Consider the following 26,744-nt stretch of genomic DNA (forward strand, 5'->3'; position numbering starts at 1 on the left):
TCTTTTTTTTATGCGTTCATATAAGGATTATACTGTTTCTCGTCGCCGATATTGGATTGCGGCCCATGACCAGTATAGACTCTGGTATCGGCAGGCAGGGCAGCAAGAACAGACTGCAGACTGTGCATGATATCGGCATAGCTGCCACGTTCGAAATCGGTGCGGCCTATGCTCATGCGGAACAATGTATCGCCTGTAAACACACTTTTTTCCTCGGCACAATAGAAACTCACGCCGCCTGGGGTGTGGCCTGGGGTGCGTAGCACCTGTAACTGGTGGGTACCGAAACAGATGACCTCATCCTGTCTGAAGTAACGGGCTGGCGCTGGATAGCTACGCTTGAGACGGATACCTGCCATCGCTTCGAACTGACCTGGAATATCGCTGATGAGCCATTCGTCATCGGCTGAAATCTCTGGCTGAAGACCATACTGCTGATAGATGGTGTCGATGCCGAAGTTATGGTCGAAGTGACCATGGGTACACAACAGATGGACAGGTTTGAGCCCCTCGTTGTTGATATAGTTGACCAGGGCCTGGCGCTCTTCCTCATAGTAGGCGCCACAATCAATGACAACACACTCGTGTGTATCGTCGCTCACCACATAGGTGTTTTCCTGAAGGAGATTGAAACAGAACGACTTGACGGTGATCATAGTGGCAGATAGATAATGTATTTCTCCTTAAACCACTCCTCACTGAAGAACTGTGAGATGTCCGTAGTCTCTACGATGCGCTGGAAAGGTTTCAATTCTGCTTCCAGATGACCGCCCTTCAGACAGATGACACCATTGGGCAGTGCGTTCTGTTGGGTTTTAGAGACGTTCTTACGCATGAGCTTGACCAGATCGGATAGGGGCATCACAGCACGTGAGACAATGAAATCGTACTTGTCCTTCTCGTCCTCACCACGTAGATGGGTTGGGGCGCAGTTTTTCAGGCCGATGGCATTGCATACCTCCTGTGCCACACGAATCTTCTTGCCTGTGCCGTCGATAAGTTTGAACTGGCACTCAGGGAAGAGTATGGATAAGGGTACACCAGGGAAGCCGCCGCCTGTTCCAAAATCGAGGATGCGCGTGCCTGGACGGAAGTTTACAATCTTGGCAATAGCCAATGAGTGGAGCACGTGGTGCTCGTAGAAGTGGTCGATATCCTTGCGCGAGATCACGTTGATCTTGCTGTTCCAATCGCGATAGAGTTCGCCTAAGGCGGCAAACTGTTTCAGCTGTTCGTCACTCAGATGGGGGAAGTATCTGTAGATAATCTCTGCGTTCATTGTAGTGTCTTGATAAATGATGTCTTGATGAATTTCTGCATCTGGGCATAGGTGAGTACCAACTCGATGGTGCCCAGCTCGAGTGAGGCAATCTCTGAGGGATTGAAGATGAAGGTGATGGTATTGTCGCTCACAATCATATTCTCGGGCACGTACATGTCGACAGTGGTCAGATAGCCTTTCTCCTTCAGCTGGCTCAGGTCGTTGACCTCTGCTTTCTGCATAAGGGCTTCAAGTAGCAGGCGTGGCAACTGGGTCTCGTAGCCTGCCACGAAGATATCCTTTGGAAGAATCTCTTCGCCAGTGGCTGAGTAGAAGTTGAAAGGCACAAGTTGGTGAATGCTGTTGGCATGCCCCTCGCTGTAGTCGATGGTAGCCAGATAGGCTAATGTGCGGCGTGAGGTTTGTTCGGCTGTGGCATTGATGATGTAGTGGAACTCATACCACGAGCGTTTAGTGGTATCGGCGCGATCCTCGTTATAGAGTGGCAGCATGTGCTGCTTGTATGACAGGGTATAGGCATCAGTATACTGATTCATAGCAGCCTGCATGCTGATGCCGTCCTGATTAAACAGACGGTACACGATGGTGCTATTAATCTTTTCGCCTACCTTACCACTCTCCTTGGTTGCGCAATCCATCTTCAGACTCACACTGCACAGCGGTGAGAGTTCCTCGTTAGAGAGTTTGACGCTCTTTTCCGCCTCCAGGCGTTCGAATGTGAGCTTGCCGTCGTTCTCGTTGCTACAACTACAGAGAACCATCAGTAAAAGCAGAAAAAACGTCCATTTTATTCGATAAGACATGTTGTTTTACTTATTTTTTGCGCAAAAATACACTAAAAATACGAAAATAACAAATTTCTCGCAGAAAATTACTAATTTTGCACCCGAAATAGTTTCAAATCGTAAAATGAATTCTCAGAACACGCCCGTACACATCAGGTTGTGGCATAAGGATTTCTGGCTGATGGCAATTGCCAACTTCCTATTGGCTATGACCATCTATATGCTGGTGCCTACCATGCCGCAATGGCTGCTGGAAGAACAGCAGTTCTCGCCACAGGATGCTGGCATCGCCATGGGAGCATTCGGCGTAGGACTTTTCGCACTTGGCGCATTCATATCGTATATGGTTCAGCACTATCGTAGAAATCAGGTGTGCATCATTGCGGTAATGGTCGAAGCTCTTTTAATAGCTACCTTGTATTATCTTGATGGGCTGCATATGCATGTAACTTCGCCTGTAGTCATCTTTGTGCAGCGATTTGCCTGGGGGGCAGTCTTCGGATTGGCACAGATGGTGCTGACAAGTACACTCATCATTGATACCTGTGAGTCGTTCCAACGCACGGAGGCTAACCACTCGGCAGCCTGGTTCTCGCGTTTCGCCTTGTCGATGGGACCAATGGCAGGACTGCTGTTCTGGCGCATTGGTGGTTTCCACCTCGTAGTGACAGCCGCCATGGTGTGCGCTGTGGCTGTGATGGTGTTGGTATTGTTGGTGAACTTCCCTTTCCGTGCGCCTCAAGATGATATCCCAACGATGAGTTTAGACCGTTTCTTCCTGCCTCACGGATTCCCCCTGTTTGTCAATCTGCAGTTGGTGACTCTGGCCATAGGCCTGATCTTTTCTGTAGTGCTTTCAGAGCATTTCTACTCTACAATGATGATGGGTTTTGTGCTCGCAATCCTATCGCAGCGCTTCGTTTTCAAGGATGCAGAGTTGAAGAGTGAGGTGGTGACTGGCTTGATTCTGATAGGTGCTGCGCTGCTCATGATGATTACGCGCGACCTGCCTATTGTGATGGTGGCAGCTCCTCTGTTCATAGGCATGGGTATCGGACTGATAGGTTCAAGATTCTTGTTGTTTTTTATCAAGTTGAGTCGACACTGTCAGCGAGGCACTTCGCAGAGTACCTTCCTGCTTGGGTGGGAGAGTGGTATAGCATGGGGCGTGGGTATTGGCATAGCCTTGTTTCATGGCGATACCATCACAGCACTGATAGTAGCGTTGGTATTGGTAGTGCTGGCACTGGGCATGTACCATTTTACACATAGCTGGTTTACTAACAACAAAAACAGATAATACTATGGAGACAAATTGGAGAAAAATTGTGTACGATATCGTGAAGACACCCAGGCTGAGTACACAGGCACGGATCTATAGCTTTGTGATGCTGATGGCTATCGTGATTGGTGTGTTTCCACTCATGTTCAGACACTATAACAAGTGGTTCTGGTGGATGGATCTGATCTCCAGTCTCCTCTTTATCATCGATTATGTCCTGAGATGGGCTACTGCAGACTTTGAGTCGAAATACAAGGATTGGCGTGCGTATGTGGTGTATCCGTTTACGCCTATGGCTATTATTGACCTGTTGTCAATCCTGCCTGTCTTCAATATGATATCACCTACGTTCAAGGTTGTGCGTGTGTCGAGACTGCTGAAACTGTTGCGTATCTTTAAGGTGGTGCGTTACTTCGAACCGCTGATGCTTATTGTAGCCGTGGTGCGCAAACAGGGGAAAATATTGTGGACAGTAGCTTCGTTGGCTCTGTTCTATATTTTCATTACGGCTCTCATTATGTTTAATGCTGAGGATATCATTAATCCCATGACAGGGCAACCATTGTTTAGAAATTTCTTCGACGCCTTCTATTGGGCAGCATGTACGCTGACTACCGTGGGCTATGGCGACCTGTATCCTATCTCGAATACAGGACGTGTTATCAGTATCCTTTCGTCGATTGTGGGTATTGCCATCATCGCGCTGCCTTCTGGTATCATTACCGCTGGCTATATGGATGAGCTGAAACTGCGTAAGGAGCTGAAAGAACGTGAAGAGAATGCACCCTTAGCCTCGGCAGAGTGAGGCATAAGGGCATGACTCGCAACGATGACGATCATCGGTAGGACAGAAGGATATCTGTGGATTGAACATCTCGTCCAACTGACGCTTGAACAACGCGATGAATGCATCTGCATACGTCGCTATATCTGTGACCGTTTCTTTTCCGAGTTTTAAAGTGGGATCATAGTCCTCACTACCTGCATGCTGGATGAACAATAGGCAGGGTGACACTGGCTGCGCCGTATTAGAGCGTATGATATGAGCATATAAGAAGGCCTGTAAGAAGTAGTCGCTATGATCCTTGATGGCTTCCTGAGAGAAGATGGCCTCTACGTCAGGCATGGCCTTCAGGTGGCGCGCACCTGTCTTGTAGTCGATAACACGGATACGTTCCTCACCCGTCTCAGGATCGGTAATGCTGTCTAAACGGTCAATAATACCGCCTATCTTCCAACCTCCAATATGGATGTCGACCCACTTTTCGAGACCCAGTATGCGGAAGGGGGTCAAACGACGATCGGCCTCCACCAGCTGGCGCAGGTACTTGATGATTACCTCACGATTGATGAGTTGCAGACCATCGAGTGGAGGCAATGGACGCGAGGGATCGTTGATTTTGAAGAACTCCTGCTTGATAGCCTCGTCGACAGTGCGCTCAATGGTGACAGCCTCTTTTAGCAGATCATCGAGCATCATCGAGGTTATTGTGGTCGATGTCATGTTCTGGTACAGTAGCTGGGCGGCCTTATGGAAGATGTTACCAAACAGGCGATTGTCTATCAGATCGTCCTCTGTGGTATCAGGTTCAATCAGTTCACATACATAGTGGTAAAAGAAGCGTAGCTGACAACGCAGATAGGTGTTGATGGCCGTAGGACTGATACCGCCACGCTTAGGCTCGAAGCGTTTCTGCATCTGCAACATGACCTCTGGTGTCTTCTCAATAACCTTGGGGGCGTGAAGCTGAGGTGTCTGACCTGCCTTTAACGATTGATACGAAATAGGAATCTTGTTCTCAACCATCAGCTGCAGCATAAAGCGCGACATCTCGGCTGTTTTACCATCGCTGGTGGCATTGTTATACAGGATAGTAACATCTTTTGCACGTTGTAAAAGACGATGGAAATAATGCTCGTAGATAGATACCTTGTAATCGATAGTGGTCAAGCCGTAGGCTTTACGCAAGGCGTAGGGGATAAACGATGTGTCGTTAACGCCACGTGGCATGTTACCCTCGTTGCACGAAAGCAGAAGCACATGGTCGAAGTCGAGGTTTCGCGTTTCGAGCACACCCATCACCTGGATACCTTCGGCAGGTTCGCCATGGAAGGGGATAGAGGTGGTTGATATCAGCTGTACAATCAGGCGTTGTAGCGTAATTACATCAACCTGAAGATCGCCACTATCCACCAGTCCACTTAATCTATTAAGCAAGGTGTACATACGGAAGAGGCTCTCTGTATCGAGTGGGGAGTCGATGATAGGACTCTTGGAGGTTGCGATGGTTTGTGTGAGACTGATGAGCCAATGCAGTAAGGGCTGGATATCGGTATAGCGCTGACTGGCAAAATCGTTGGGCATCAGTGTGGCGTAAGGATGACGCTTGATGCTCTCAACCCATCTACGCGCAAAGGTCTGCTTGCGCAACGAATAACCATGCACCTGCATATTGATGAGCGTATTAATGAGCGAGGCTATCGACGTCTGTCCAAGTGGATAACCTGTGGTGATATTGATTTTGTCAACATTCTCAGGCAGACAATGGATAACCGTTTGCAGCAAGCCCTCGTTGCAAAGCACAATGGCTGTTTTGCGACCATCGTTTATGCGATCGGCGTCCAACCATTCGCTGATGTAGCGTGCCTGGATATTCTCGGTAGGAGCCGAAATCAGGTTGATATGGCATGGTGGTACCTCAGCTGTATCCTGATAGAAAATGGCCTTACCCTGCTTCTCTAATCGGCTGAAGAGTGTTTGCTCTACTTGCTGCAACAGGTTGAAACCAATAAACACATAGGTGTCGTATTCAAATTCCAACGTCTCGTCCGTTGCCACCTGGCGATAGAGGGCACCCTCGTAGGCCAGTTGCTGTTCGGCCAGTTTTTGGTTGAATTGGTGATAGATATCGCCAATATGGCTCCACAGGTGCAAGAATCGCTCCTTGAGCTCTGAGTTGTGCTCTTCTGAAAAATTACTGAAAAAGCGCTTAATCATCTCACGCTGTTCTGGGGTGAGATACGAGGTGTCGTCGAGTTCGTGGATATCGCGCAGGTTGGCCAATACCTTATCGGCAGGCGCCATATTCTTATCAAGATCGTCGAAGTCGGAAAGCAACAGCTGTCCCCAACCATAGAAATGGTCGAGCGTCTCGTCGATACCTGTACAGGCTGTGAACACACGGTGCAGTTCGCATACCAGCAGGATAGGGTCGGCTACCTGCAGTTTAGAGTGCGAGCGGAACAAATCGCTGATGGTAATATAAGCAGGGCTCCACAGGGGCTTCTGCGCCAAGCGTGCCAAGTGCTCGTTAAGGAACAACGATGCACGCTTGTTAGGGAACACCACAGCTACTCGTGATAGATTGGTGCCATATCTGGAAAGCAGGTCTTCTGCTACATGTTCAAGGAAACTTTTCATACTTCTTCAATCTTATTACTGTAAACATACCACAGGTAGCCTTTGATGTTCTGATGCCCCATCGACTGCAAAAGGTCCATATAACGGCGCACCTGGGCATGATAATCAGGGTTAGGGTGGCCGAACTTAAAGTCGACCACAATCCACTCGTTGCCATCAGTCATCACACGGTCGGGGCGATGCTCCTTAACCTCGCCATCTTCAACAGAGAGAATGGTACACTCGTTAAAGAGCGTCCAGCGGGACGAGAACCACGAGGCTACACGTGGGTCGGCCAGACGTTTACGCAGCATGGTGGTAATCTTATTGGCTGTCATCTCCTCGTCGTACAGAATACCCTCGAACTGCAAACGCTGCAGAGCTTCTGGAATATCCTTCTCAGTCTGGATAGTGGAGAATATTTCGTGCAATACGCTACCAGCTTGGATGTAACGATGCTGCTGATCCAGCTCGTCGCCCTCGATAAAGTCGCGACTGCGATTACTCTGACGGAAGTTCACCTTACTTTCGAAGTTACGGATGGCCACATGCACAGCCTCTGATTTCTGTAGGAAGGGGTTCTGGCTGGGAGCTGTTTCTTCCTGCGCTGTCGGACCAATAGAGAACGAGCCCATAGAGAATACAATCGTAGCGTCATTGTTCTCCATACCCTCCAACTGGGCATCAGGCATATCGCCAGCCACTAAAGGCAGACAGAGCTCAATCAAAGCCGAACGTGAGGTCTTAGCACCACGTTTGCCAATTACAAACAGACTCTTGGCAGCACGGGTAAAGGCCACATACAGCAGGTTCAGGTTATCAACCATGTTCTGCAGGTGTTCGTGCAGGTAGTCGCCTTCGTAGATGGTGCCTATCATTGCCTTCTGACTATAGTCGATAGGTACGATGGGCAGGTCGTTGAAAGGTGCCTCGTCAGGCTGGCACCAGATGATGTTATCAGTTGTTTTTTCCAAGGGCCAGTCGCAGAAGGGGATAATCACATGATCGAACTCCAATCCTTTTGATTTGTGGATGGAGATCAGACGGATACCGTTGGTTTCATCGCTTTGGATAGTCTTCTTGCAAAGCGACTCTTCCCACTCTGTCAGGAATGCCTGGATATCTGTAGTATTCTCGTTAACGTAGTTGGCCAACTGGTCGTAGAAGGCACACAGGTAGGCGCCCTGACCCTCTAAGCGATGTAACTCGAAGATAGCATATATCTTCTCGGCCAACTCGTAGAGTGGTAAGGTAGATAGCTCATCAAAGTGGGCTATATACGCCTCGGGCAGGTAGGCATCAAGGTCGGCACCTGCTATCATGAACTCGTTATCGCTCAGTTCCTTCCCCTGAACGGTGCAGAGCCAGGTTTTTACAATGGCTGCCTTAGTAAGTTGGTCATCGGGCGTTAGCAAGAGTTGCAGAGCCTGAATCATCAGACATACAGCGCCCGATGCATCTAAACGGAACGCTTCATCGCTCACAATGCTTACTTCAGGCAGATGCTCCAGAAAATACCGGGCAATGATGGGGATATGGAAGTTATAGCGCACCAGGATGGCGATATCCTTCTGACTAACGCCTTGGTCGATGAGCTGACTCACGTTGTCAGTCATGTGAGCCAGCACTTCTTCCTGATACTCTTCGTTAGGAAGCAGTTCGATGGTAATCCTGCCTTCTTGTGGCTTGCTCTCAGGAACTTGCTGCGTTACGTCGGCATAGGCCTTCTTTAGCTGGTCGCGCTCGTCGCAGTTCAACTCCTCGAGTGCTGCATACTCTAAGTTGGCAGCATGGGTAAAGAACTGGTTGTTGAACTCGATGACGTTACGTGTAGAGCGGTAGTTGGTTGAGAGCGATTTTATATCCATGAGCATGGCGTTGAACTGGTGCTCGATACCATTCAGTAAGCGCCAGTCGCCTGAGCGCCATCGATAGATACTCTGTTTTACATCGCCCACAATCAGGTTGCTCCCATCTTCATGACTCATGGTCTCTGAAAGCAGCACCTTGAAGTTCTGCCACTGGATGGTAGAGGTGTCCTGAAACTCATCGATCATCACGTGCTTGAGTTGGGTGCCTATTTTCTCGAAGATGAAAGGTGAGTCGCTGCCATCAATGAGCGAGTGGAGCAACTGCTGGGTATCGCTCAGCAGAAAGCGGTTATCAGTCTCGTTAAGTTCGCGTACCTTTTTCTCAATACTGCTTAGAAGGCGTAGCTGGTTAAGATGGCGTAAGGTGAGGTTGGCTGACTGATAGACTTTCCATTGCTGTTCGCGCGCATCTACTGCATATCTGAGTATTTCACCCAGTGTGCTTTCGGCTAACTGGATAATAATATCCCGCTTGGGATGTGTCTTGGCACACCATTTCTCTGGATTCTCAAGGTGGTTGGCTACGGTAGTGTTGACGATGCTGGGATCGAAATCGCCTCGCCTCAGTTTGTTGAAGAAACTGGCAATGCCGCGTTGTTTGTTCGACAGATCGTCGGGGGTAAGCCCTTCACCTTCGAGCGTGTCGAAAAATGATTCTCCAATCTCCTTCATGTGCTCCTCGGTCGAGTGGCGTAACTCGCGCAGGCAGTTGGTATAGTTCTCAAAGAATCCTTCCTCGCCCATCTTCTGTTCGAGGGTGAGACTCACCTCTTTATAATAGTCCTTAAAGATGTTCTGACCAAACTTTTTAATCTGTGCTATCACGTTCCACGATTTATCATCAGAGATGTTCTCCATGATGTACTTCAGAATCCATTGCAGCATCACATCTGTTGTGGTCAGATCTTCTATCAGCTGATCGACAGCCAACTCTTCTACCTGATAATCGTTCAATCCAATACGTAGGTTGGTGGTCAGGTCGAGTTCGCGAGCCATGTTACGCAGCACGCTTTGGAAGAATGTGTCGATGGTCTCCACACGGAAATAGTTATAGTTGTGAGTCAGATTGTTGAGTGCCAACCCGGCTCGCTCGCTGATAACCTCTGGCTTAAGACCTGTTTTCGCTTGGATATTCTGCAGATAGTTGTCTGACTCAGGCAACTGTTTCCAAATGCCATACAGCTGACTGAGAATACGCATTTTCATCTCTTCTGTAGCCTTGTTGGTGAAGGTCACTGCGAGAATGTTGCGATAGCTCTGCGGATTCTCTACCAGCAGACGGATATACTCTGTAGCGAGCGTGAAAGTCTTACCGCTTCCAGCACTGGCCTTATATACAGTGAGTGATTTCTGTGTTTCGTTTACCATCTTCTGAAAAGTTCAAATTCCACCTCTATGCCAATGCGGTCGAAGTGGGTGTTATGGAAACTGGCAAAGGCACCAACAGAGATATACCTATTGGTAAAACCATAGCCTAATTCGTAATAGGGACGCGAATCCTGAAGCAATACTCCACTCAGGTAAAAGCGCTCTTTCTCAATATATTTTCCCAAGTAGGGAATCCATGTGGCCACCAGCATGGGCGATTCGTACGACACGTTGCCACGCAGATAGTAATCTGACTGGTTGTACACACGACTACGTAGCAGTTGGAAGTTACCACTCCAGTCGTCGTCCCATCCTTCTGGCAGGTTTTCATCGCGGAAGTTCGCATAATCCACAAACAGGTTGTCTTTCTTATTGGTATAGAAACCTGCACCAGCACGCATGTTGAGCAATCGCAAACCAGGAATCTTTTTCTTCCATTGGGCATCAAACTCCCAGCGTTCATATTCTAAATCCGACTTGTTAACACCCTTAACACCTCGTTCGTAGTCGGCCGACAGAACAGGGCCATGATTCAGCCAAGGCGAGAATTTCAGACCGATGCTCGGGGCAAAGCTGCGATATTCTGTTGGCATGTTGTAACACTTCATCAACTCTTTGTTAACAGCTGAACGGCGATGGTATATGAAACCTGTTTCGATATCCAACCAGTCGAACAACATGATATTGTTGATGATGCTGAAATGCTGGTCCTTAAACTTGTCAATATCCGTATTATCGAAGTTGATGGTGTCCTGATGGGCTGCGTTAATCACATCCATCACCGTAGATGTACTGATGCGGTTACCATTACCAAACACGACCTCGGTATATCCGTTACGTTTTGGGTTATACGTCATACGGAGTGGGGCCGTAAAGTAGAATTGATGGTCCTTGAAGGTGTAACCAAACGTGGGGTTGAGCGTTAGATAACGATGGGCCGAAAAGTTGTATTGCGAACGGAAGCGCATCTTATAACGCACACCACGGGCATGACTGTAACTTACGTACATTGGGTTGATGATGGGCGACATGCTGAAGTTGGCTTCCTCCGATTCTGCCTTGATAGGAGTAACCAGGTTCTCACCAATGGTATCCCAGAAAATCTTCTTCCAAAGTCGCTGTTTCTTGGGGAGCGTGTCTTGTACCATCGAGTCATGACGGTTTTTCTGGTCGTAGGCTTCATAGATCAGCCTGTCTGTTTCTGTAAGCGGTATGGGACGAACCTCGTCCATCAAATCTCTGCTGTCCTGTTTCCCGGCAGAATCGGGTAGCGACTTTTCGCAGTTATAGTTGGCATCGAACAGGGCAGAAATCCTGTTCCCCATGAATCGGAAAGTGGCTACTGTAGTACATTTGGCTGGCATGATGGAGCGCCCGCCTTCTTCGCCTTGTGTAATCTCTGTGCGGAAGGTAAGCATATCATACTCGCCATTCAGTAGCGTGCGGATAATGCGTCCTGTATTGGTGTCAACAATGGCATAACCATTCAGCAACTGCGTGTTGTAAATCTTCGGACGGAACTCCAGACGGGTGGTGCCGTCGTGTTGCTGCTTCTGGGTAAAACGGTAATACCTGCGATTGCATTTATTGAAGGGTGAGAGCATGTGCCCATTGTACAGGTCGATATCGTAGATGTTGGGCGTCATGTAGTCGAGCAGGGTAGGTAGTGCCTTGCGGTTACGACGGATGGTGCCTGACAGCAACTGGTTGGAGATGTTGTAATCGTGCGCATTCTTGAATAATACCTTGCTGTACGACTCACGGATATAATCCCTCTCGTCCTTAGCCATCACATACATAGAGGGGATGAGCCACAATACGGCATTGCGTTTGTCCACATGGTAGCGGAACTTGGCGTACACCTGATCCTCAAGACTGTCGATGGCTTCAGTGTTGGCCTGCTGGTAATTATAGATACGATTCAAGATATTCAGCGAATCACGTTTGTTGCTCGCTGAAACACTCATGACCATACTCGTAAGTATGGCGGCCAGTAGTGTTTTGGTGAATAGTTGATCGTATCTCAAAGTTGTTATTCTTTTTTATTCCAGTTTCTCTTTCAGGTATTTTCCTGTCAGACTCTCTTTGCATGCCACCACTTGTTCGGGCGTTCCGGCTATCACTAAGTTACCACCCTTATCGCCACCATCTGGTCCTAAGTCTATCACGTGGTCGGCACATTTAATGACCTCCATGTTGTGCTCAATTATCAGGATGGTGTGTCCGCGGGCTATCAGGGCGTCGAAAGCTTTCAACAAGCGCTGTATATCGTGGAAATGCAGACCTGTGGTTGGCTCGTCGAAGATAAAGAGCGTGGGCTCCTGTTTCTCCTGTCCGATGAAGTAGGCCAGTTTTACACGCTGGTTCTCACCACCTGAGAGTGACGATGAGTTCTGTCCCAGTTTGATGTATCCTAAGCCAACGTCTTCAAGCGTCTTCAGACGTTTAACGATAGTAGTTTCGCCATGCTCTTGGAAGAAGGATATGGCTTCTGATATGGTCATATTCAGAACATCATCGACGTTCTTGCCGTGATAGTTCACATCAAGAATCTCTTTCTTGAAGCGGTGACCATGACATGCTTCGCACTCCAGTACCAGATCGGCCATGAATTGCATCTCGACGGTAATGGTGCCAGCGCCCTTACACTCCTCGCAGCGCCCGCCATCAGCATTGAACGAGAAGTACTGTGAGGTGAATCCCATCTGTTTGGAGAGTGGTTGCGCAGAATAGAGCTCACGGATGGCATCGTAGGCCTTGACATATGTAGCTGGGTTAGAACGGCTGCTCTTACCAATTGGGTTCTGGTCAACAAACTCGATGTGCTTAATAGCATCAACGTCACCTTGCAACCCCATGAATTCACCAGGTGCATCACATGCATCACCGAGACGACGTCGCAAAGCTGGGTAGAGGATGCCTTTTATCAGACTTGATTTTCCTGAACCAGATACGCCCGTCACTACTGTCATCACATTTAGTGGAATCTTGACATCGATACCCTTCAGGTTGTTCAATCGAGCGCCCTTGATAGCAATGAATCTGTTCCATGGACGTCGAGACGTTGGTACAGGTATCTCTTCCTCGTGTAGCAGATATTTGACAGTATAGCTCTTGGGCCATTTTTTTAAAGAGGCTTTGTTTACCTCTTTTGCATCACCATCAAATACAACCTCTCCTCCCAGACGTCCTGCATCAGGACCAATATCTATCAGGTGGTCGGCAGCGCGCATAATATCTTCATCGTGCTCAACTACTACCACCGTATTACCTAACGATTGCAGTTCCTTCAGCACGTGAATCAAGCGGTCGGTATCCCTGGAGTGCAAGCCAATACTGGGCTCGTCGAGGATATATAACGAGCCAACCAGCGAACTACCCAGCGATGTACAGAGGTTGATACGCTGACTCTCACCACCTGAGAGCGAGTTCGACAAACGGTTGAGGGTAAGATACCCCAGACCCACATCGAGCAGGAACTGCAGACGACTCCTGATTTCTATTAGCAGACGCTTACCAATTTCGGCATCGTGCTGGTCGAGTTCCAAGCGCTCAAACCACTCCTTTACCTTTACCACAGGCATTTGTACCAGGTCGGTAATGCTGCGTCCGCCAATCTTCACGTAGTCGGCTTCGGGCTTTAAGCGTGTGCCATGACACTTTGGACAAGTGGTCTTGCCACGATAGCGTGCCAGCATCACACGGTATTGTATTTTGTACTGATTCTCCTGAACCATCTCGAAGAAGGCATCGATACATGGACGCTCCTTCTTGCCTTTATCTGAGGGCAGTCCGTGCCAGAGCCAGTCCTTCTGTTTCTGAGTCAGGTTCATGTATGGCTCAAAGATGGGAAAATCGTCCTTGGCCGCATGGCGACAGAACCAGTCGAGCCACTCTTTCATTTTCTCGCCATGCCAACAAACCACACAACCATCGTAAACAGATAGGGTGGTGTTGGGGATGACTAATTTCTCGTCGATGCCAACAATACGTCCAAAGCCCTGACACTCAGGACAGGCACCTGCTGGTGAATTGAACGAGAACATTTGGTCGGTAGGCTCTTCAAAGGTCATACCATCAGCCTCGAACTTCATTGAGAAATCGTAGAAGATGGTTGGTGGGAATAGCAAGCGTAACTCACCATGGCCTTCGTAGAAAGCAGTCTCGGCAGAGTCGACCAAACGGGCAATCACATCCTTGGTGTCGTCTACGCTCATGCGATCGATGACCAGATAGATATTCTCATCGTCGAACTTGCCTGCTGCCAGATAATCATCTATGCGCTGGAAATCATTGTTGACGTAGATGCGGGCATAACCTTCTAACTGGTAGGTCTTGAGTTGTTGCTCCATAGAGCGCCCCTCGTGCAGATGGATGGGGGCCATCACTACGAATCGAGTACCTTTCGAGAACTCCAGCATTTTTTGTACAACATCCTCGGTAGAGTGTTTCTTCACCTCGCAGCCACTGATGGGCGAATAGGTGTGACCTATGCGGGCAAACAGCAGGCGTAGATATTCGTAAATCTCTGTGCTGGTGCCCACAGTGCTTCGTGGATTCCTTGATATCACTTTCTGCTCGATGGCAATGGCAGGCGGTATGCCGCGAATGAAATCACACTCAGGTTTGTTCATTCTTCCAAGGAACTGTCGGGCATAGCTCGACAAACTCTCTACATAACGGCGTTGGCCCTCGGCATACAATGTGTCGAAGGCCAAAGATGATTTGCCGGAGCCACTGACTCCGGCAATCACAACAAATTGGTTTCGGGGAATCTTAACATCAATATTCTTAAGGTTATTGACGCGTGCCCCTTTTATCTCTATTGAATCACTCATTCATTATTAAAGAATACTCTTGACGGCCTCGAGCATGCCTACGCTCTTAATGAGGTCGAGATCCTGCTTCACCATAGCGTTCAGACCTGGAATCTTGTTCAGATCCTCCTGCCAGATGAACTCGGCGCCCAGCACACCATCGGTAACCTTCTGTGTGTCGCCTGTTGCCCAGAGCTCCTTCAGCAGGTCCATAATCTTCTGGTCGTCGTTTGGTACAATCTCAACACCATCCTCGCGCTTACCACCCTTATAGTAGGTGATGATAGCAGCCAGACCGAATACCAATCCCTTAGGCAGCTCGCCCTTGCGCTCCAGGAATGTCTTTACGCCGGGCAGGTCGCGAGCCTGGAACTTGGGGAATGAGTTCAGCATGATGCTGGTTACCTGGTGGTCAACATATGGATTGTCGAAACGCTCCAATACGTCGCCAGCAAACTTCTCGAGCTCGTCCATAGGCAGGTCGAGTGTCTGCATCAGCTCTTCAAACTGAACTTTATGGATATATTTGCCAATCACCTCGTGGTTGCAGGCATCGCGTACGATGTTAACACCACTCAGGAAAGCAACAGGGCTCAATACGGTGTGAGGACCATTTAACAGGGTTACCTTACGCTTGTGGTATGGTTCTTCTGATGGAACGAAAAGAACATGCAGGCCAGCCTTGTCTGCTGGGAACTCCTTCTCTACTTCCTTTGGAGCTTCGATGACCCACAGGTGGAAGTTCTCTGCCTGTACAACCAGATTGTCGCGATATGAAATCTTTTCTTGGATCTCGGCAATCTCCTTACGTGGGAATCCTGGTACGATACGGTCAACGAGGGTAGCATATACGCCGCAAGCCTCCTCGAACCATTTCTTGAAGTCATCGCCAAGGTTCCACAGTTCGATATATTTGTAAATACAATCTTTCAAAACGTGACCGTTCAGGAAAATCAACTCGCATGGGAAGATAATCAGTCCCTTGGTCTTATCGCCATTGAAAGTCTGATAACGGCGATACAACAACTGAACCAGTTTTCCAGGATAGCTGCTTGCTGGTGCATCCTCGAGCTTACATGAAGGATCGAATGCGATACCTGCCTCTGTAGTGTTAGAGATGACGAAACGAATCTCGGGCTGATCGGCCAGTGCCATGAAAGCGGCATTCTGGGTGTATGGGTTCAAGGCACGACTAATCACATCAATACGCTCCAGAGTGTTGACGGGCTTTCCGTTCTCACGTCCCTGCAGGTTTACATGGTATAGACAGTCCTGAGCGTTCAACCAGTCTACCATGCCTTTCTCGATAGGCTGTACGACTACTACTGAACCATTGAAGTCGGTCTTCTGGTCCATATTCCAGATAATCCAATCTACAAATGCACGGAGGAAGTTACCTTCGCCAAACTGAATAACCTTTTCAGGCATAACGCTCTTGGGAGCAAACTGTTTGTTTAGTGGTTTCATTTCTAAATATTGTTTTAATTGTTATTATTTGCGAGTGCAAAGATAGACGAATTTTGTTAAACTTCCAAATTATTACTCACTAAATCCTTAAAAAACCACGAAAACCTTTGCGCTAGATTTTGTTGATATCTACATACCCATGCATCACGGCATAGATGGTCAGAGCTGATACGCTTTTCAGCCCTAACTTATCCATGATATTTCTTCGATGGGTAATAACAGTTGCCAGTCCGATATTCAGTTTGTCCGCAATTTCTTTGTTGATATATCCTTGTACAATCAACGACATCACTTCTATCTCACGATCCGAAAGAATCTTCTGACTCAAGATAGCTGGCATAGGTGGCAGATTCTCTCCCTTTCCATGGGCATGTTGTTCCAGCATCAGAAGCGAGCGAACCAACTCTGATTCTGGTACGTTGATACATAGGCAATGGAAATCAGACAGTTGTGACATAGTATCGAGCGAAAGGGTCAGCACGATGGTCTTGCGTTTACGTTCATCAAAGAACTGTTTGTTCTCCAATACAACAGGCATAGCTGTAAAATAGTGGAAATAACTATCGGGCTCGTTAGCCTCTAACTCAGAAATTGATCCGAAAGTGTCAACTGTCATGATAGGCATGACATTCTGCAGAATAGCCTTCAACCCCAATGCCGAGAGGGTATTGGGGTCGATGATTGCTATCTTGGGTCTATTCATCATGATAAGAATCCTAATAATGCGCCTGCTGCTACAGCCGATCCGATGACACCAGCTACGTTTGGTCCCATAGCGTGCATCAGCAGGAAGTTATGACGGTCATATTCCAGACCGAGATTGTTTGATATACGTGCTGCCATTGGTACGGCACTAACGCCCGCATTACCAATGAGCGGGTTGAGCTTCTTACCCTCAGGCAGGAAGAGATTCATCAGCTTGACGAAGCATACACCTGATGCGGTGGCAATCATAAATGCCATGGCACCTAAGGCAAAAATCTTGATGGTGTTGAAGGTGAGGAACTCGCTGGCCTGTGTAGAACAACCAACGGTTAAGCCTAACAGCATTACAACGATGTCGTTGAGTGCAGCACCAGCAGTCTTTGCCAGACGGGTGGTCTTGCCGCTTTCCTTCAACAGGTTACCAAAGAAGAGCATACCCAGCAGGGGCAGGCCCGATGGTACAATAAAGGTAGTGAGCAGCAGGCCGATGATGGGGAACAGAATGCGCTCTGTCTGCGATACCTCGCGACCAGGTTTCATCTTGATGACGCGCTCCTTCTTAGTGGTGAGCAGACGCATGATGAACGGTTGAATCACAGGTACCAGTGCCATGTAGCTATAGGCACAAACAGCAATAGCTCCCATTAGGTTGGGCGACAGCTTTGAACTGAGGAAAATAGCTGTAGGACCATCGGCACCACCGATAATGGCTATACCTGCAGCCTGTGAAGGTTCGAATCCCATAGCCAATGCAACCATATAGGCTCCAAAAATGCCAAACTGGGCAGAAGCACCAATGAGCATCAGCTTTGGATTGGCCAGCAGAGCCGTAAAGTCGGTCATAGCTCCAATACCCAAAAAGATGAGTGGTGGATACCAGCCTTGTCGCACACCTTGGTAGAAAATGTTCAGTACGGAGTTGTCCTCGTAGAGGCCTATTTCCAAGCCAGCATCTGCGCGGAAGGGGATGTTCCCCAGAATGATGCCCAGTCCGATGGGGACGAGTAGCAGTGGCTCAAAGTCTTTTTTGATGGCAAGCCAGATAAAGAAGGCTCCAACGGCAATCATGATCAGGTTCCCGACCGTTGCATTGGCAAATGCTGTATAGGTCAGGAACTCATGAAAGTTCTGTATGATAAACTGTCCTAAATCCATAACTATTCATTATTCGCTAATCACTTTTTTATTATCCAATAGTCATAAGGACAGAGCCTTCCATCACGCTCTCACCAGATTTGACGGTGATAGCGGTAACGGTACCTGCAAATTCGCTCTCGATGTTGTTCTGCATCTTCATTGCTTCGAGCACAAGAACCACATCGCCTTGCTTCACAGTATCGCCTACGTTTACCTTCAGGTCGATAATGGTTCCTGGCAGTGGTGCCTTAATGGCCGAACCTGTACCAGCTGCCATAGGTTTGGCGGCTGCAGGAGCTGCGGCTGGTGCTACAGCTGGACGGGCTACCGTCTTGGGAGCTTCCACGTGCACCTTTTTTAGTGTACTTGTGGGGTTGATGGGCTGCTTCAACTCTACGTCGAAACGCACACCGTTCACTACCACTTTGGCTACGTTGCCTTCTACTTCTTCTATCTCAACGTCGTAATCAACGCCTTGTACTTTATACTGATATTTATTCATATTGTTCAATGGATTTCTGGGGTTGTTGGGATTTTAGGTGCATTATGCTTGGTTGGAATTACCGGTCTTGAGAAGTGGGTCATCTGACTACCTTCGTCCGACCATCCTGTATCGCGGGTCTTGATAGTGATGATGCCGCTTTCTACATCGTGCACGTCTTCTTGATATTGTTTGAGTGCCATTGAGATGACAGCGATATAGACCTCCTTATCGATACCCTTTGTTTTCAGACCGTCCTGAAGAATGTTACCTGTGGCGTGAGCCAGGTCGTGGGTAACCTCAACGGTCTTGGTGATTGGTTTGATAGGTTGGGTATGAGCCACTTTCTTGGCCATCTCGAGGTTGCGCATGATAAGGCCGAATACCCAGAAGAAAATGAATAATACAGCCAGACAGAAAAAAACGATACCCATGGCCAGAAGGGTTATTCCAAAACCATGCGGATCCTCGCGCTTTAGTTTGGCATCTTTTGTTTCATCCGTTTTGATGAAATTTTCGATACCAGGGGTTACATTCTCGGCTGATTTGACTACCCATGTACTGGTGGTCTGACGAGCGTAACTCTGGTCAGCGGCCAAAGCGGGGATGCTAACCGAATCGATAAGTTCTGTGGCATTGCCATTGAAAAATCCCAGCCAGAGAGGCTCTGACATTGGAACGTTGAGAGATAGATGCAACTTACTCTGTGCAGGGTTTGAGTTGCAAAAGAAGATCAGATGCTGGCGCCCGCCGATTTGCGTACGTGTATCACCACTTGGGATGACGCTCATACGTTTGATACGTTCAGGGACGCTCATTTTGGGATCGAGTACGGAACGATCAGTAGTAAAATACATGCCACGCACGTTGTAGGTGGTGAACGAGGTGTTCTCCAACTCAATCCATGCGTGGCACTGTCCGTAATCATCCTGAATGCTGGCGGTATTGTTGGTCAGCACCTCGTTGATGCGAATGTTCTTGGCTCCTTGTGCCATCATCGCTGTGGTGCCAGCCAGCAATAGTCCGCTGAGCAGGATTTTGGTTCTTTTCATTTTGTTGGTAATTATTATATAAGTTTCAATTGTCTACTCCGTTAGCCACAGAAGAACAATACCACGATCTGCGCAGTAAAGATTCTGAGGAACATCGCCAGCGGATAAACCGTTGAGTATCCCAATGCAGGAGCTTCCTTTGAGCAGATGCTGTTGGCATAAGCCAGTGCGGGGGGATCGGTATAGGTACCAGCTATCATACCTGCCAGGGTGAAGTAGTTAAATCCAAACTTCCAGCGTGCGATAGGTCCTACGATGAGGATAGGAATGATGGTGATGAGGAAACCTGTGAGAACATAGAGCAGACCATCGCCCTGAACTACTGTCTCGAAGAATCCTGCGCCAGCTTTGATACCTACTGATGCCAAGAAGAGTACCAAGCCAATCTCACGTAACATCATGTTGGCAGATGTAGTGGTATAGGTTACCAGATGTATCTTATAGCCGTAACGGCCAATCAGGATAGCGATGATGAGCGGTCCACCAGCCAGACCAAGCTTAACAGGTACAGGCATGCCTGGGATGGCCAATGGGAACATACCGAAGATCAGTCCAATGAAAATACCTACGAAGATGGTGGCGATGTTTGGTGCGTCCAAACGACGGATAGAGTTACCCATCTTGCCTGCCACGTTGTCGACAGCATCCTCAGGACCAACAACCATGATACGGTCGCCTACCTGCAATGGCAGTGTGGGAGAGGCGAAGATGTCCATACCGTGACGGGTTACACGAGTGACGTTTACACCATAAACGCTTGAGAAGTGGAGTGATGCCAATGTCTTACCATTTACCTTGGGGTTGGTAATCACGATACGCTTTGATACCATAGGCTGGTCCTGCTGCTCAAAGTCGATGTCAAGCTTAGGACCGATAAAGGCGGTGATAGCCTCCTGGTCAGCCTCGGCACAAACAATCAGCATCTGGTCGCCCAGGTGGAAGATGGTGTCGCGGTTAGGGATGAACAGTTCTCCCTCATGTACCAGTCGAGATACCACAAAATCGCGGTTCAAGAAGTCATGAACCTGTAAGATGGTCTTGCCTTCCAGATATTTGTTGGTCACCTCGAGGTGCATCTTATAAGGCTTCTTATTGGCGTTGGTCTCGTCGAGCGCTTCCAACTGCTTCTCCTCTTGGTCCAGCTTTACCTTGCATATATATCTTACCAGAATAACAGCGCCGATGATGCCGAGAACACCCAAAGGGTAGGCACAGGCATAGGCTGATGCTATCTGTGGTGCATTGCTCCCGAATACGGTAGAGAGAGCTTCGTTGGCGGCACCAAGTCCAGGTGTGTTAGTCACGGCACCATAGAGCGTACCAACCATCATAGGCAGATTGGTCACGTTGTTGGTGTCGAAGAAGATGTAGTAACAAGCGAACATCACGAGGATATTCAGCAGGATGGCTGTGGCAGCCATGGCATTGAGCTTGATTCCCTGTGTACCAAAACTCTCAAAGAAACCAGGACCTACCTGCAATCCGATCATGAACACGAAGAGAATCAGTCCGAAGTCCTGTACGAATGTTAGAATGGGGGTTGGAGCAGTGAATCCGATGTGTCCGGCCAGAATGCCAGCAAACAATACAAAGGTTACTCCGAGTGAGACACCAAAAAACTTAATTTTTCCTAAATAGACACCAATCGCTATCACAATAGCGTAGAGTAACGCGATATGCGCTACTGAGTCTGTCGTTGTAAAAAGGTCACTTAACCACTGAAATGATTCCATAAATAAATCTTAATAATACCTATTCTATAAAAAGTCTCAAATTTCGACTGCAAAGGTACTTAAAAAATGCTCATCTTTAGCATTTTTGTGCATCTATTTTTGGATAAATAGTGATTTTTTATTTCTTTCACACTTCAAAATGCTGTTTTGCATAAAAAAGTTGTAACTTTGTCAGCTGATAATAGCAACTTAAAACAACTTATATAATAATAAACGTATCAAATCTATGGCAAACAAAGAAAAACTCTTTACCGAGTTCACAGCGCCGACCAAACAGGAATGGCTCGACAAGATTGAGGTCGACCTGAAAGGTGCCGACTTCCAGAAGCGCTTGGTATGGAGAACAAACGAAGGTTTTAACGTACAGCCCTTCTATCGTCGCGAAGACTTGGCGAATCTGAAGACACCAGACGCTTTGCCTGGTGAGTTCCCTTATGTTCGTGGTAACAAGAAGGACTCCAACGAGTGGTATGTCCGTCAGAATATCGAGGCCAGCGACCCCAAGGCTGCTAATGCAAAGGCACTCGATATCCTGAACAAGGGTATCGACTCTTTGGGTTTCAAGATTCCTGGCAATATGGTGTCGATGGATACTGTTGAGACACTGCTCGATGGTATCTATTGCGAGTGCATCGAGGTAAACTTCTCTACCTGTCAGCGTCATTCGCTTGAACTGGCAGAGATTCTGAAGGCCTATTGGCAGAAGAAGGGCTACGACAAGGATAAGATTGTGGGCTCTATAGAATGGGATCCCATGAAGAAGATGGTTCTCAAGGGTAAGGATGTTTCGCCTGTTCTGGCATTCGGACCTAAATTAGCCGAGTCGCTCAAGGAGTATCCGAACTTCCGTGGTATCGTGGTTCATAGTGATGCCCTCAATAATGCTGGCGCCTACATCGTTCAGGAGTTGGGCTATGCGTTGGCTTGGGGTAATGAGTATCTGCAGCAGCTTACTGATGCAGGTGTTGATACTGATACAGCTGCAAAGAGCATCAAGTTCAATATGGGTGTAAGCGAGAACTATTTCATGGAGATTGCCAAGTTCCGTGCAGCCCGTTTGCTGTGGGCTCAGATTGTGAAGCAGTACGAGCCCAAGTGCGACTGCGCTTGCAAGATGATTATCAACGCTACCACCTCTACTTATAATCAGACGCTGTTCGACAGCTATGTCAACCTGTTGCGTTCGCAGACCGAGGCTATGAGTGCTGCCTTAGGTAGTGTTCACTCGATGGTGGTAACGCCATTCGATGCACCTTACGAGGAGGCAACCGATTTCTCTGAGCGTATTGCTCGCAACCAGCAGTTGCTGATTAAGGAGGAGAGCCACTTCGATCGTATTGTCGACCCATCAGCAGGCTCATATTATATTGAGCATCTGACAGATGCTTTGGCTACAGAGGCTTGGAAGATATTCCTGAAAGTAGAAGAGGAGGGAGGCTTCCTCGCAGCTATCAAGGCAGGAACTATTCAGGACGATATCAATGCTACCAATGTGAAGCGTCATGGCGATGCTGCCAAGCGTAAGGAGTTCCTGCTGGGTACTAACCAGTTCCCTAACTTCACAGAGAAGAGTGAGGGCAAACGTGCCTATAAGCATAACTGTGGTTGTGGTGGTGTGCACCATCATGGTGAGGAGAGCGTGCCTTTTAAGGCTATCGATAGTACTCGTCTGGCTGCCGATTTCGAAGACCTCCGCATCCATACAGAGGAGAAGAAAGTTCCTACTGCATTCATGCTGACCATTGGTAATCTGGCCATGCGTCAGGCTCGTGCACAGTTCTCGTGCAACTTCCTGGCTTGCGCAGGTTATAAGGTGATTGATAACCTGGGCTTCAAGACCGTTGAAGAGGGTGTTGATGCTGCTTTGGAGGCTAAGGCCGATATCGTGGTTATCTGCTCGAGCGACGATGAGTATGCCGAGTACGCTATCCCTGCCTTTAAGTACCTCGATGGTCGCGCCATGTTCGTGGTTGCTGGTGCGCCTGCTTGCATGGAAGACCTGAAGGCCGCTGGCATCGAGAACTTTGTTCACGTGAAGTGCAACGTGCTTGAGACTTTGAAAGAATATAATCAGAAACTTGGTATTTAAAGAATAGGAGACTTGAATTATGCGTAAACAGTTTAAAGATATTGATATCTATGCAGGCATCAAGGCTCAGGATGGTGCCAAGTGGATTAAAGATAATGGTATTGAGGCCAACTGGAAAACCCCAGAGCACATCGAGGTTCGTCCAGTTTATACAAAGGAAGACCTTGAAGGTATGGAACACCTCGACTTTACAGCTGGTATCCCTCCCTATCTGCGTGGTCCGTATTCGATGATGTATCCCTTCAAGCCTTGGACTATCCGTCAGTATGCCGGATTCTCTACTGCTGAGGAGTCGAATGCCTTCTATCGCCGTAATCTGGCTTCGGGTCAGAAAGGTCTTTCTGTAGCCTTCGATTTGCCTACACACCGTGGTTACGACCCCGATAACGCTCGTGTAGTGGGCGATGTGGGTAAGGCTGGCGTATCTATCTGTAACGAGGAGAACATGAAGGTGCTCTTCAGTGGTATCCCCTTGAACAAGATGTCCGTTTCAATGACCATGAATGGTGCAGTGCTGCCTATCCTGGCATTCTACATCGTAGCCGGTCTGGAGCAGGGCGCTCAGTTAGAGGAGATGGCTGGTACCATCCAGAACGATATCCTGAAGGAGTTCATGGTGCGTAACACCTATATCTATCCCCCTGCATTCTCAATGAAGATTATCGCTGATATCTTCGAGTATACCTCGCAGAAGATGCCTAAGTTCAACTCTATTTCTATCTCGGGTTATCACATGCAGGAGGCTGGAGCTACAGCTGATATCGAGCTGGCTTACACCTTGGCCGATGGTATGGACTACTTGCGTACGGGTGTGAATGCCGGTATCGATGTGGATGCTTTTGCACCTCGACTCTCGTTCTTCTGGGCTATCGGTATGAACCATTTCATGGAGATTGCCAAGATGCGTGCAGGCCGTCTGTTGTGGGCTAAGATTGTGAAGAGCTTCGGCGCCAAGAATCCTAAGTCGCTGGCGCTGCGTACCCACTCGCAGACCTCTGGTTGGTCGCTCACCGAGCAGGATCCATTCAATAACGTAGGTCGTACCTGTATCGAGGCAATGGCTGCTGTGCTGGGTCACACCCAGTCGCTGCATACCAATGCGCTTGATGAGGCTATCGCTCTGCCTACCGACTTCTCGGCTCGTATCGCTCGTAACACCCAGATCTATATTCAGAACGAAACTAAGGTGTGCAAGCAGATTGACCCATGGGCTGGTTCTTACTATGTTGAGACCCTGACCAATGAGCTGGTTCACAAGGCTTGGGAGCATATTCAGGAGATTGAGAAGCTGGGCGGTATGGCTAAGGCCATCGAGACCGGTCTGCCTAAGATGCGTATCGAGGAGGCTGCAGCCCGTACTCAGGCTCGTATCGATAGTGGTGTACAGACCATCGTTGGTACCAACAAGTACCGTTTGGAGCACGAGGATCCTATCGATATCCTTGAGGTGGATAACACCGCTGTACGCAAGCAGCAGGAGGAGAGCTTGGCTCAGGTTCGCTCTACGCGCGATGAGGCCGCTTGTCAGGCTGCACTCAAGGCTATCACTGAGTGTGTACGCGACTTCAAGGAAGGTCGCAAGAGCGAGAACAACCTGCTCGATCTGGCTGTAAAGGCTGCTCAGCTGCGTTGTACTCTGGGTGAGATTTCGGATGCCTGCGAAGAGATCGTAGGTCGTTATAAGGCTGTAATCAGAACAATTTCAGGCGTGTATAGTTCAGAATCAAAGAACGATAAGGACTTCGAGGAGGCCAAGCGCCTTACCGATGAGTTCGCTGAGAAGGAAGGTCGCCGTCCACGTATCTTCGTTGCCAAGATGGGTCAGGATGGTCACGACCGTGGTGCAAAGGTAGTGGCAACAGGTTATGCCGACTGTGGCTTCGACGTGGATATGGGACCGCTGTTCCAGACACCAGAAGAGGCTGCGCGTCAGGCTGTTGAGAACGATGTGCATATTGTAGGTGCTTCGTCGCTCGCTGCTGGTCATAAGACGCTGATTCCACAGCTCATTGAGGAACTGAAGAAGCTGGGTCGCGAGGATATCATGGTTACCGCTGGTGGTGTGATTCCTGCTCAGGACTACGACTTCCTCTACAAGGCTGGCGTGGCTTGTATCTTTGGTCCTGGCACCCCGATTCCTTATTCGGCTATCCAGATGATGAAGATCCTACTTGATAAAGAATAAATGAAGAAAGTTGAAGTATTGATTATTGGAGCCGGCCCGGCCGGCTCCGTTTGTGCGAATTTACTCTTGAAGGCTGGTGTTGACTGTCTGCTCATCGACCATTGTACTTTCCCACGTGATAAGATCTGTGGAGGTGGTCTGACATCCAAGACGTGGCATCTTCTTGAGCGTCTCATTCCTGGGGTTCCTTACGAGTATAACCCCGTGTCACACATCCGGCTCAATGTCGACAACCAAGCCCGTTGCGAGTTTGACATTGACGAGCCCATCCGTATCGTACAGCGTAAGTATTTCGATCATGCGTTGCTTAAGCACTATCAGGATCATGGTGGTGAGTTCATTCAGGGCGCACCTGACAAGATAGAAGAGCGCGATGGCCAGATTTTTGTTACGTTGAAGGATGGAATGCAGATAGCATGTCACTATCTGGTAGGTGCCGACGGCACGAATAGTTTTGTGCGCCGTTATTTGAAGCCTGATACTGACCGTGGTATTCTTGCGATGGAGCAATATGTAGAGAAGAGTGGTGATAACAGCATCGACGTTACGCTCTCGCAAAGCTACTGCATTGGCGGCTATTTCTATCGTTTCCCTAATAAGGAATACGATATTGTAGGGTTCGGCGATGCAGCTACAACGCCAGCCAAGTTCCGTAAGGTGATGAACGATAATGGTGTTCCTGAAGGTAAGGCTCGTGGTGCTTTTATCTACCTGTCGAATGACTATCCACTTCACGATCATATTATCTTGATAGGTGATGCGGGTGGATTTGCCAATCGCTCTACTTGTGAAGGACTCTATGACGCCATGAGAACGGCTGAGAATGCTGCTAAAGCTATCACGCAGAATATTCCCTTCCGTCAGGTGAATGCAGGTATCTTCCGCAAGATGCGTAAGGAGATGTGGGTTACTAAGGTGTTCTTCAGTGGCTTTGGTTTTGCTATAGTGAAATGGCTGTGCCATCATCCAGGTGCCGTCAAGTGGATTTTTGATACTAAGATGAGGCGTGAAACATGGCTCAAGAAAAAGGATGATTCTGCACGATAAGGCACAAAAAGTAAACCCCGCTGTTTAGCGGGGTTTTTCTTTG

At 48.4% G+C, this 26,744-nt stretch carries 18 protein-coding genes; 5 read left to right on the forward strand and 13 right to left on the reverse strand.

Annotated elements, in window-relative coordinates; translation table 11 throughout:
- Positions 1–8 precede the first annotated feature (8 nt).
- The 3 genes from T491_RS0106085 to T491_RS0106095 are packed head-to-tail and all read right to left on the reverse strand — an operon-like array spanning position 9 to position 2,085.
- Positions 9–656, reverse strand: coding sequence for an MBL fold metallo-hydrolase (locus T491_RS0106085; RefSeq protein WP_028903100.1), 648 nt, complete (start codon positions 654–656; stop codon positions 9–11).
- Positions 653–1,279 carry a 16S rRNA (guanine(527)-N(7))-methyltransferase RsmG gene (gene rsmG, locus T491_RS0106090; RefSeq protein ID WP_028903101.1) on the reverse strand — a complete coding sequence of 209 codons (627 nt, stop codon included), beginning with the start codon at positions 1,277–1,279 and terminating at the stop codon, positions 653–655. The genes T491_RS0106085 and rsmG overlap by 4 nt, the downstream gene beginning before the upstream one ends.
- Positions 1,276–2,085 (reverse strand): RsiV family protein, encoded by an 810-nt coding sequence (locus tag T491_RS0106095; RefSeq protein WP_081773265.1) that lies wholly within the window; start codon positions 2,083–2,085, stop codon positions 1,276–1,278. The genes rsmG and T491_RS0106095 overlap by 4 nt, the downstream gene beginning before the upstream one ends.
- A 106-nt stretch (positions 2,086–2,191) precedes the next feature.
- On the opposite strand from T491_RS0106095, the gene T491_RS0106100 reads away from it, so the two are divergent.
- Both T491_RS0106100 and T491_RS15815 read left to right on the forward strand, forming a co-directional pair.
- Positions 2,192–3,367: an MFS transporter gene (locus T491_RS0106100; protein ID WP_028903103.1), complete on the forward strand. Its 1,176-nt coding sequence runs from the start codon at positions 2,192–2,194 to the stop codon at positions 3,365–3,367.
- 4 nt (positions 3,368–3,371) lie between these two features.
- A complete protein-coding gene (locus tag T491_RS15815; protein WP_036915457.1) occupies positions 3,372–4,154 on the forward strand; it encodes an ion transporter in 783 nt (260 codons plus the stop codon).
- Here T491_RS15815 and T491_RS0106110 read toward each other — a convergent pair.
- The 10 genes from T491_RS0106110 to T491_RS0106155 all read right to left on the reverse strand — a co-directional run bounded on the left by T491_RS0106110 (position 4,137) and on the right by T491_RS0106155 (position 21,380).
- Positions 4,137–6,770, reverse strand: coding sequence for a PD-(D/E)XK nuclease family protein (locus tag T491_RS0106110; protein WP_028903104.1), 2,634 nt, complete (start codon positions 6,768–6,770; stop codon positions 4,137–4,139). The genes T491_RS15815 and T491_RS0106110 overlap by 18 nt on opposite strands.
- Complete coding sequence (locus tag T491_RS0106115; protein WP_028903105.1) at positions 6,767–9,988, reverse strand: exodeoxyribonuclease V subunit beta; 3,222 nt, start codon at positions 9,986–9,988, stop codon at positions 6,767–6,769. The genes T491_RS0106110 and T491_RS0106115 overlap by 4 nt, the downstream gene beginning before the upstream one ends.
- On the reverse strand, positions 9,982–12,015 hold the full coding sequence (locus tag T491_RS0106120; RefSeq protein ID WP_036915460.1) for a DUF5686 family protein: 2,034 nt from the start codon (positions 12,013–12,015) through the stop codon (positions 9,982–9,984). The genes T491_RS0106115 and T491_RS0106120 overlap by 7 nt, the downstream gene beginning before the upstream one ends.
- A gap of 15 nt (positions 12,016–12,030) precedes the next feature.
- The gene (gene uvrA, locus T491_RS0106125) at positions 12,031–14,826 is read right to left on the reverse strand and encodes an excinuclease ABC subunit UvrA (RefSeq protein WP_028903107.1); all 2,796 of its coding nucleotides are present in this window, start codon (positions 14,824–14,826) and stop codon (positions 12,031–12,033) included.
- Between the two features lie 6 nt (positions 14,827–14,832).
- Positions 14,833–16,272, reverse strand: coding sequence for a tagaturonate reductase (locus T491_RS0106130; RefSeq protein WP_028903108.1), 1,440 nt, complete (start codon positions 16,270–16,272; stop codon positions 14,833–14,835).
- A 112-nt stretch (positions 16,273–16,384) separates the two neighbouring features.
- Positions 16,385–16,978: a response regulator transcription factor gene (locus T491_RS0106135; protein ID WP_369699746.1), complete on the reverse strand. Its 594-nt coding sequence runs from the start codon at positions 16,976–16,978 to the stop codon at positions 16,385–16,387.
- Positions 16,975–18,132 (reverse strand): sodium ion-translocating decarboxylase subunit beta, encoded by a 1,158-nt coding sequence (locus T491_RS0106140; protein ID WP_028903110.1) that lies wholly within the window; start codon positions 18,130–18,132, stop codon positions 16,975–16,977. Before T491_RS0106140 ends, T491_RS0106135 begins: the two co-directional genes overlap by 4 nt.
- A gap of 31 nt (positions 18,133–18,163) precedes the next feature.
- Positions 18,164–18,616: a biotin/lipoyl-containing protein gene (locus T491_RS0106145; RefSeq protein ID WP_028903111.1), complete on the reverse strand. Its 453-nt coding sequence runs from the start codon at positions 18,614–18,616 to the stop codon at positions 18,164–18,166.
- A gap of 5 nt (positions 18,617–18,621) precedes the next feature.
- Positions 18,622–19,647 (reverse strand): OadG family protein, encoded by a 1,026-nt coding sequence (locus T491_RS0106150; RefSeq protein ID WP_028903112.1) that lies wholly within the window; start codon positions 19,645–19,647, stop codon positions 18,622–18,624.
- 41 nt (positions 19,648–19,688) lie between these two features.
- Complete coding sequence (locus T491_RS0106155) at positions 19,689–21,380, reverse strand: putative transporter (protein WP_028903113.1); 1,692 nt, start codon at positions 21,378–21,380, stop codon at positions 19,689–19,691.
- 226 nt (positions 21,381–21,606) lie between these two features.
- On the opposite strand from T491_RS0106155, the gene mutA reads away from it, so the two are divergent.
- From mutA to T491_RS0106170, 3 genes are read left to right on the forward strand one after another with little or no spacing between them, the layout of a single operon-like run.
- Entirely contained in the window at positions 21,607–23,469 is a 1,863-nt protein-coding gene (gene mutA, locus T491_RS0106160) for a methylmalonyl-CoA mutase small subunit (RefSeq protein WP_028903114.1), read from the forward strand.
- Between the two features lie 19 nt (positions 23,470–23,488).
- A complete protein-coding gene (gene scpA, locus T491_RS0106165; protein ID WP_028903115.1) occupies positions 23,489–25,654 on the forward strand; it encodes a methylmalonyl-CoA mutase in 2,166 nt (721 codons plus the stop codon).
- Positions 25,655–26,701, forward strand: coding sequence for an NAD(P)/FAD-dependent oxidoreductase (locus T491_RS0106170; protein WP_081773266.1), 1,047 nt, complete (start codon positions 25,655–25,657; stop codon positions 26,699–26,701).
- Positions 26,702–26,744: the final 43 nt, after the last annotated feature.

It is taken from the genome of Prevotella sp. P6B4, assembly GCF_000619985.1.
Taxonomy (GTDB): domain Bacteria; phylum Bacteroidota; class Bacteroidia; order Bacteroidales; family Bacteroidaceae; genus Prevotella.

Excerpts from the sequence above, each read along its gene's own strand:
- T491_RS0106085 (WP_028903100.1), bottom strand. The coding sequence starts at position 656 with ATGATCACCGTCAAGTCGTTCTGTTTCAATCTCCTTCAGGAAAACACC.
- rsmG (WP_028903101.1), bottom strand. The coding sequence starts at position 1,279 with ATGAACGCAGAGATTATCTACAGATACTTCCCCCATCTGAGTGACGAA.
- T491_RS0106095 (WP_081773265.1), bottom strand. The coding sequence starts at position 2,085 with ATGTCTTATCGAATAAAATGGACGTTTTTTCTGCTTTTACTGATGGTT.
- T491_RS0106100 (WP_028903103.1), top strand. The coding sequence starts at position 2,192 with ATGAATTCTCAGAACACGCCCGTACACATCAGGTTGTGGCATAAGGAT.
- T491_RS15815 (WP_036915457.1), top strand. The coding sequence starts at position 3,372 with ATGGAGACAAATTGGAGAAAAATTGTGTACGATATCGTGAAGACACCC.
- T491_RS0106110 (WP_028903104.1), bottom strand. The coding sequence starts at position 6,770 with ATGAAAAGTTTCCTTGAACATGTAGCAGAAGACCTGCTTTCCAGATAT.
- T491_RS0106115 (WP_028903105.1), bottom strand. The coding sequence starts at position 9,988 with ATGGTAAACGAAACACAGAAATCACTCACTGTATATAAGGCCAGTGCT.
- uvrA (WP_028903107.1), bottom strand. The coding sequence starts at position 14,826 with ATGAGTGATTCAATAGAGATAAAAGGGGCACGCGTCAATAACCTTAAG.
- T491_RS0106130 (WP_028903108.1), bottom strand. The coding sequence starts at position 16,272 with ATGAAACCACTAAACAAACAGTTTGCTCCCAAGAGCGTTATGCCTGAA.
- T491_RS0106135 (WP_369699746.1), bottom strand. The coding sequence starts at position 16,978 with ATGATGAATAGACCCAAGATAGCAATCATCGACCCCAATACCCTCTCG.
- T491_RS0106140 (WP_028903110.1), bottom strand. The coding sequence starts at position 18,132 with ATGGATTTAGGACAGTTTATCATACAGAACTTTCATGAGTTCCTGACC.
- T491_RS0106145 (WP_028903111.1), bottom strand. The coding sequence starts at position 18,616 with ATGAATAAATATCAGTATAAAGTACAAGGCGTTGATTACGACGTTGAG.
- T491_RS0106150 (WP_028903112.1), bottom strand. The coding sequence starts at position 19,647 with ATGAAAAGAACCAAAATCCTGCTCAGCGGACTATTGCTGGCTGGCACC.
- T491_RS0106155 (WP_028903113.1), bottom strand. The coding sequence starts at position 21,380 with ATGGAATCATTTCAGTGGTTAAGTGACCTTTTTACAACGACAGACTCA.
- mutA (WP_028903114.1), top strand. The coding sequence starts at position 21,607 with ATGGCAAACAAAGAAAAACTCTTTACCGAGTTCACAGCGCCGACCAAA.
- scpA (WP_028903115.1), top strand. The coding sequence starts at position 23,489 with ATGCGTAAACAGTTTAAAGATATTGATATCTATGCAGGCATCAAGGCT.
- T491_RS0106170 (WP_081773266.1), top strand. The coding sequence starts at position 25,655 with ATGAAGAAAGTTGAAGTATTGATTATTGGAGCCGGCCCGGCCGGCTCC.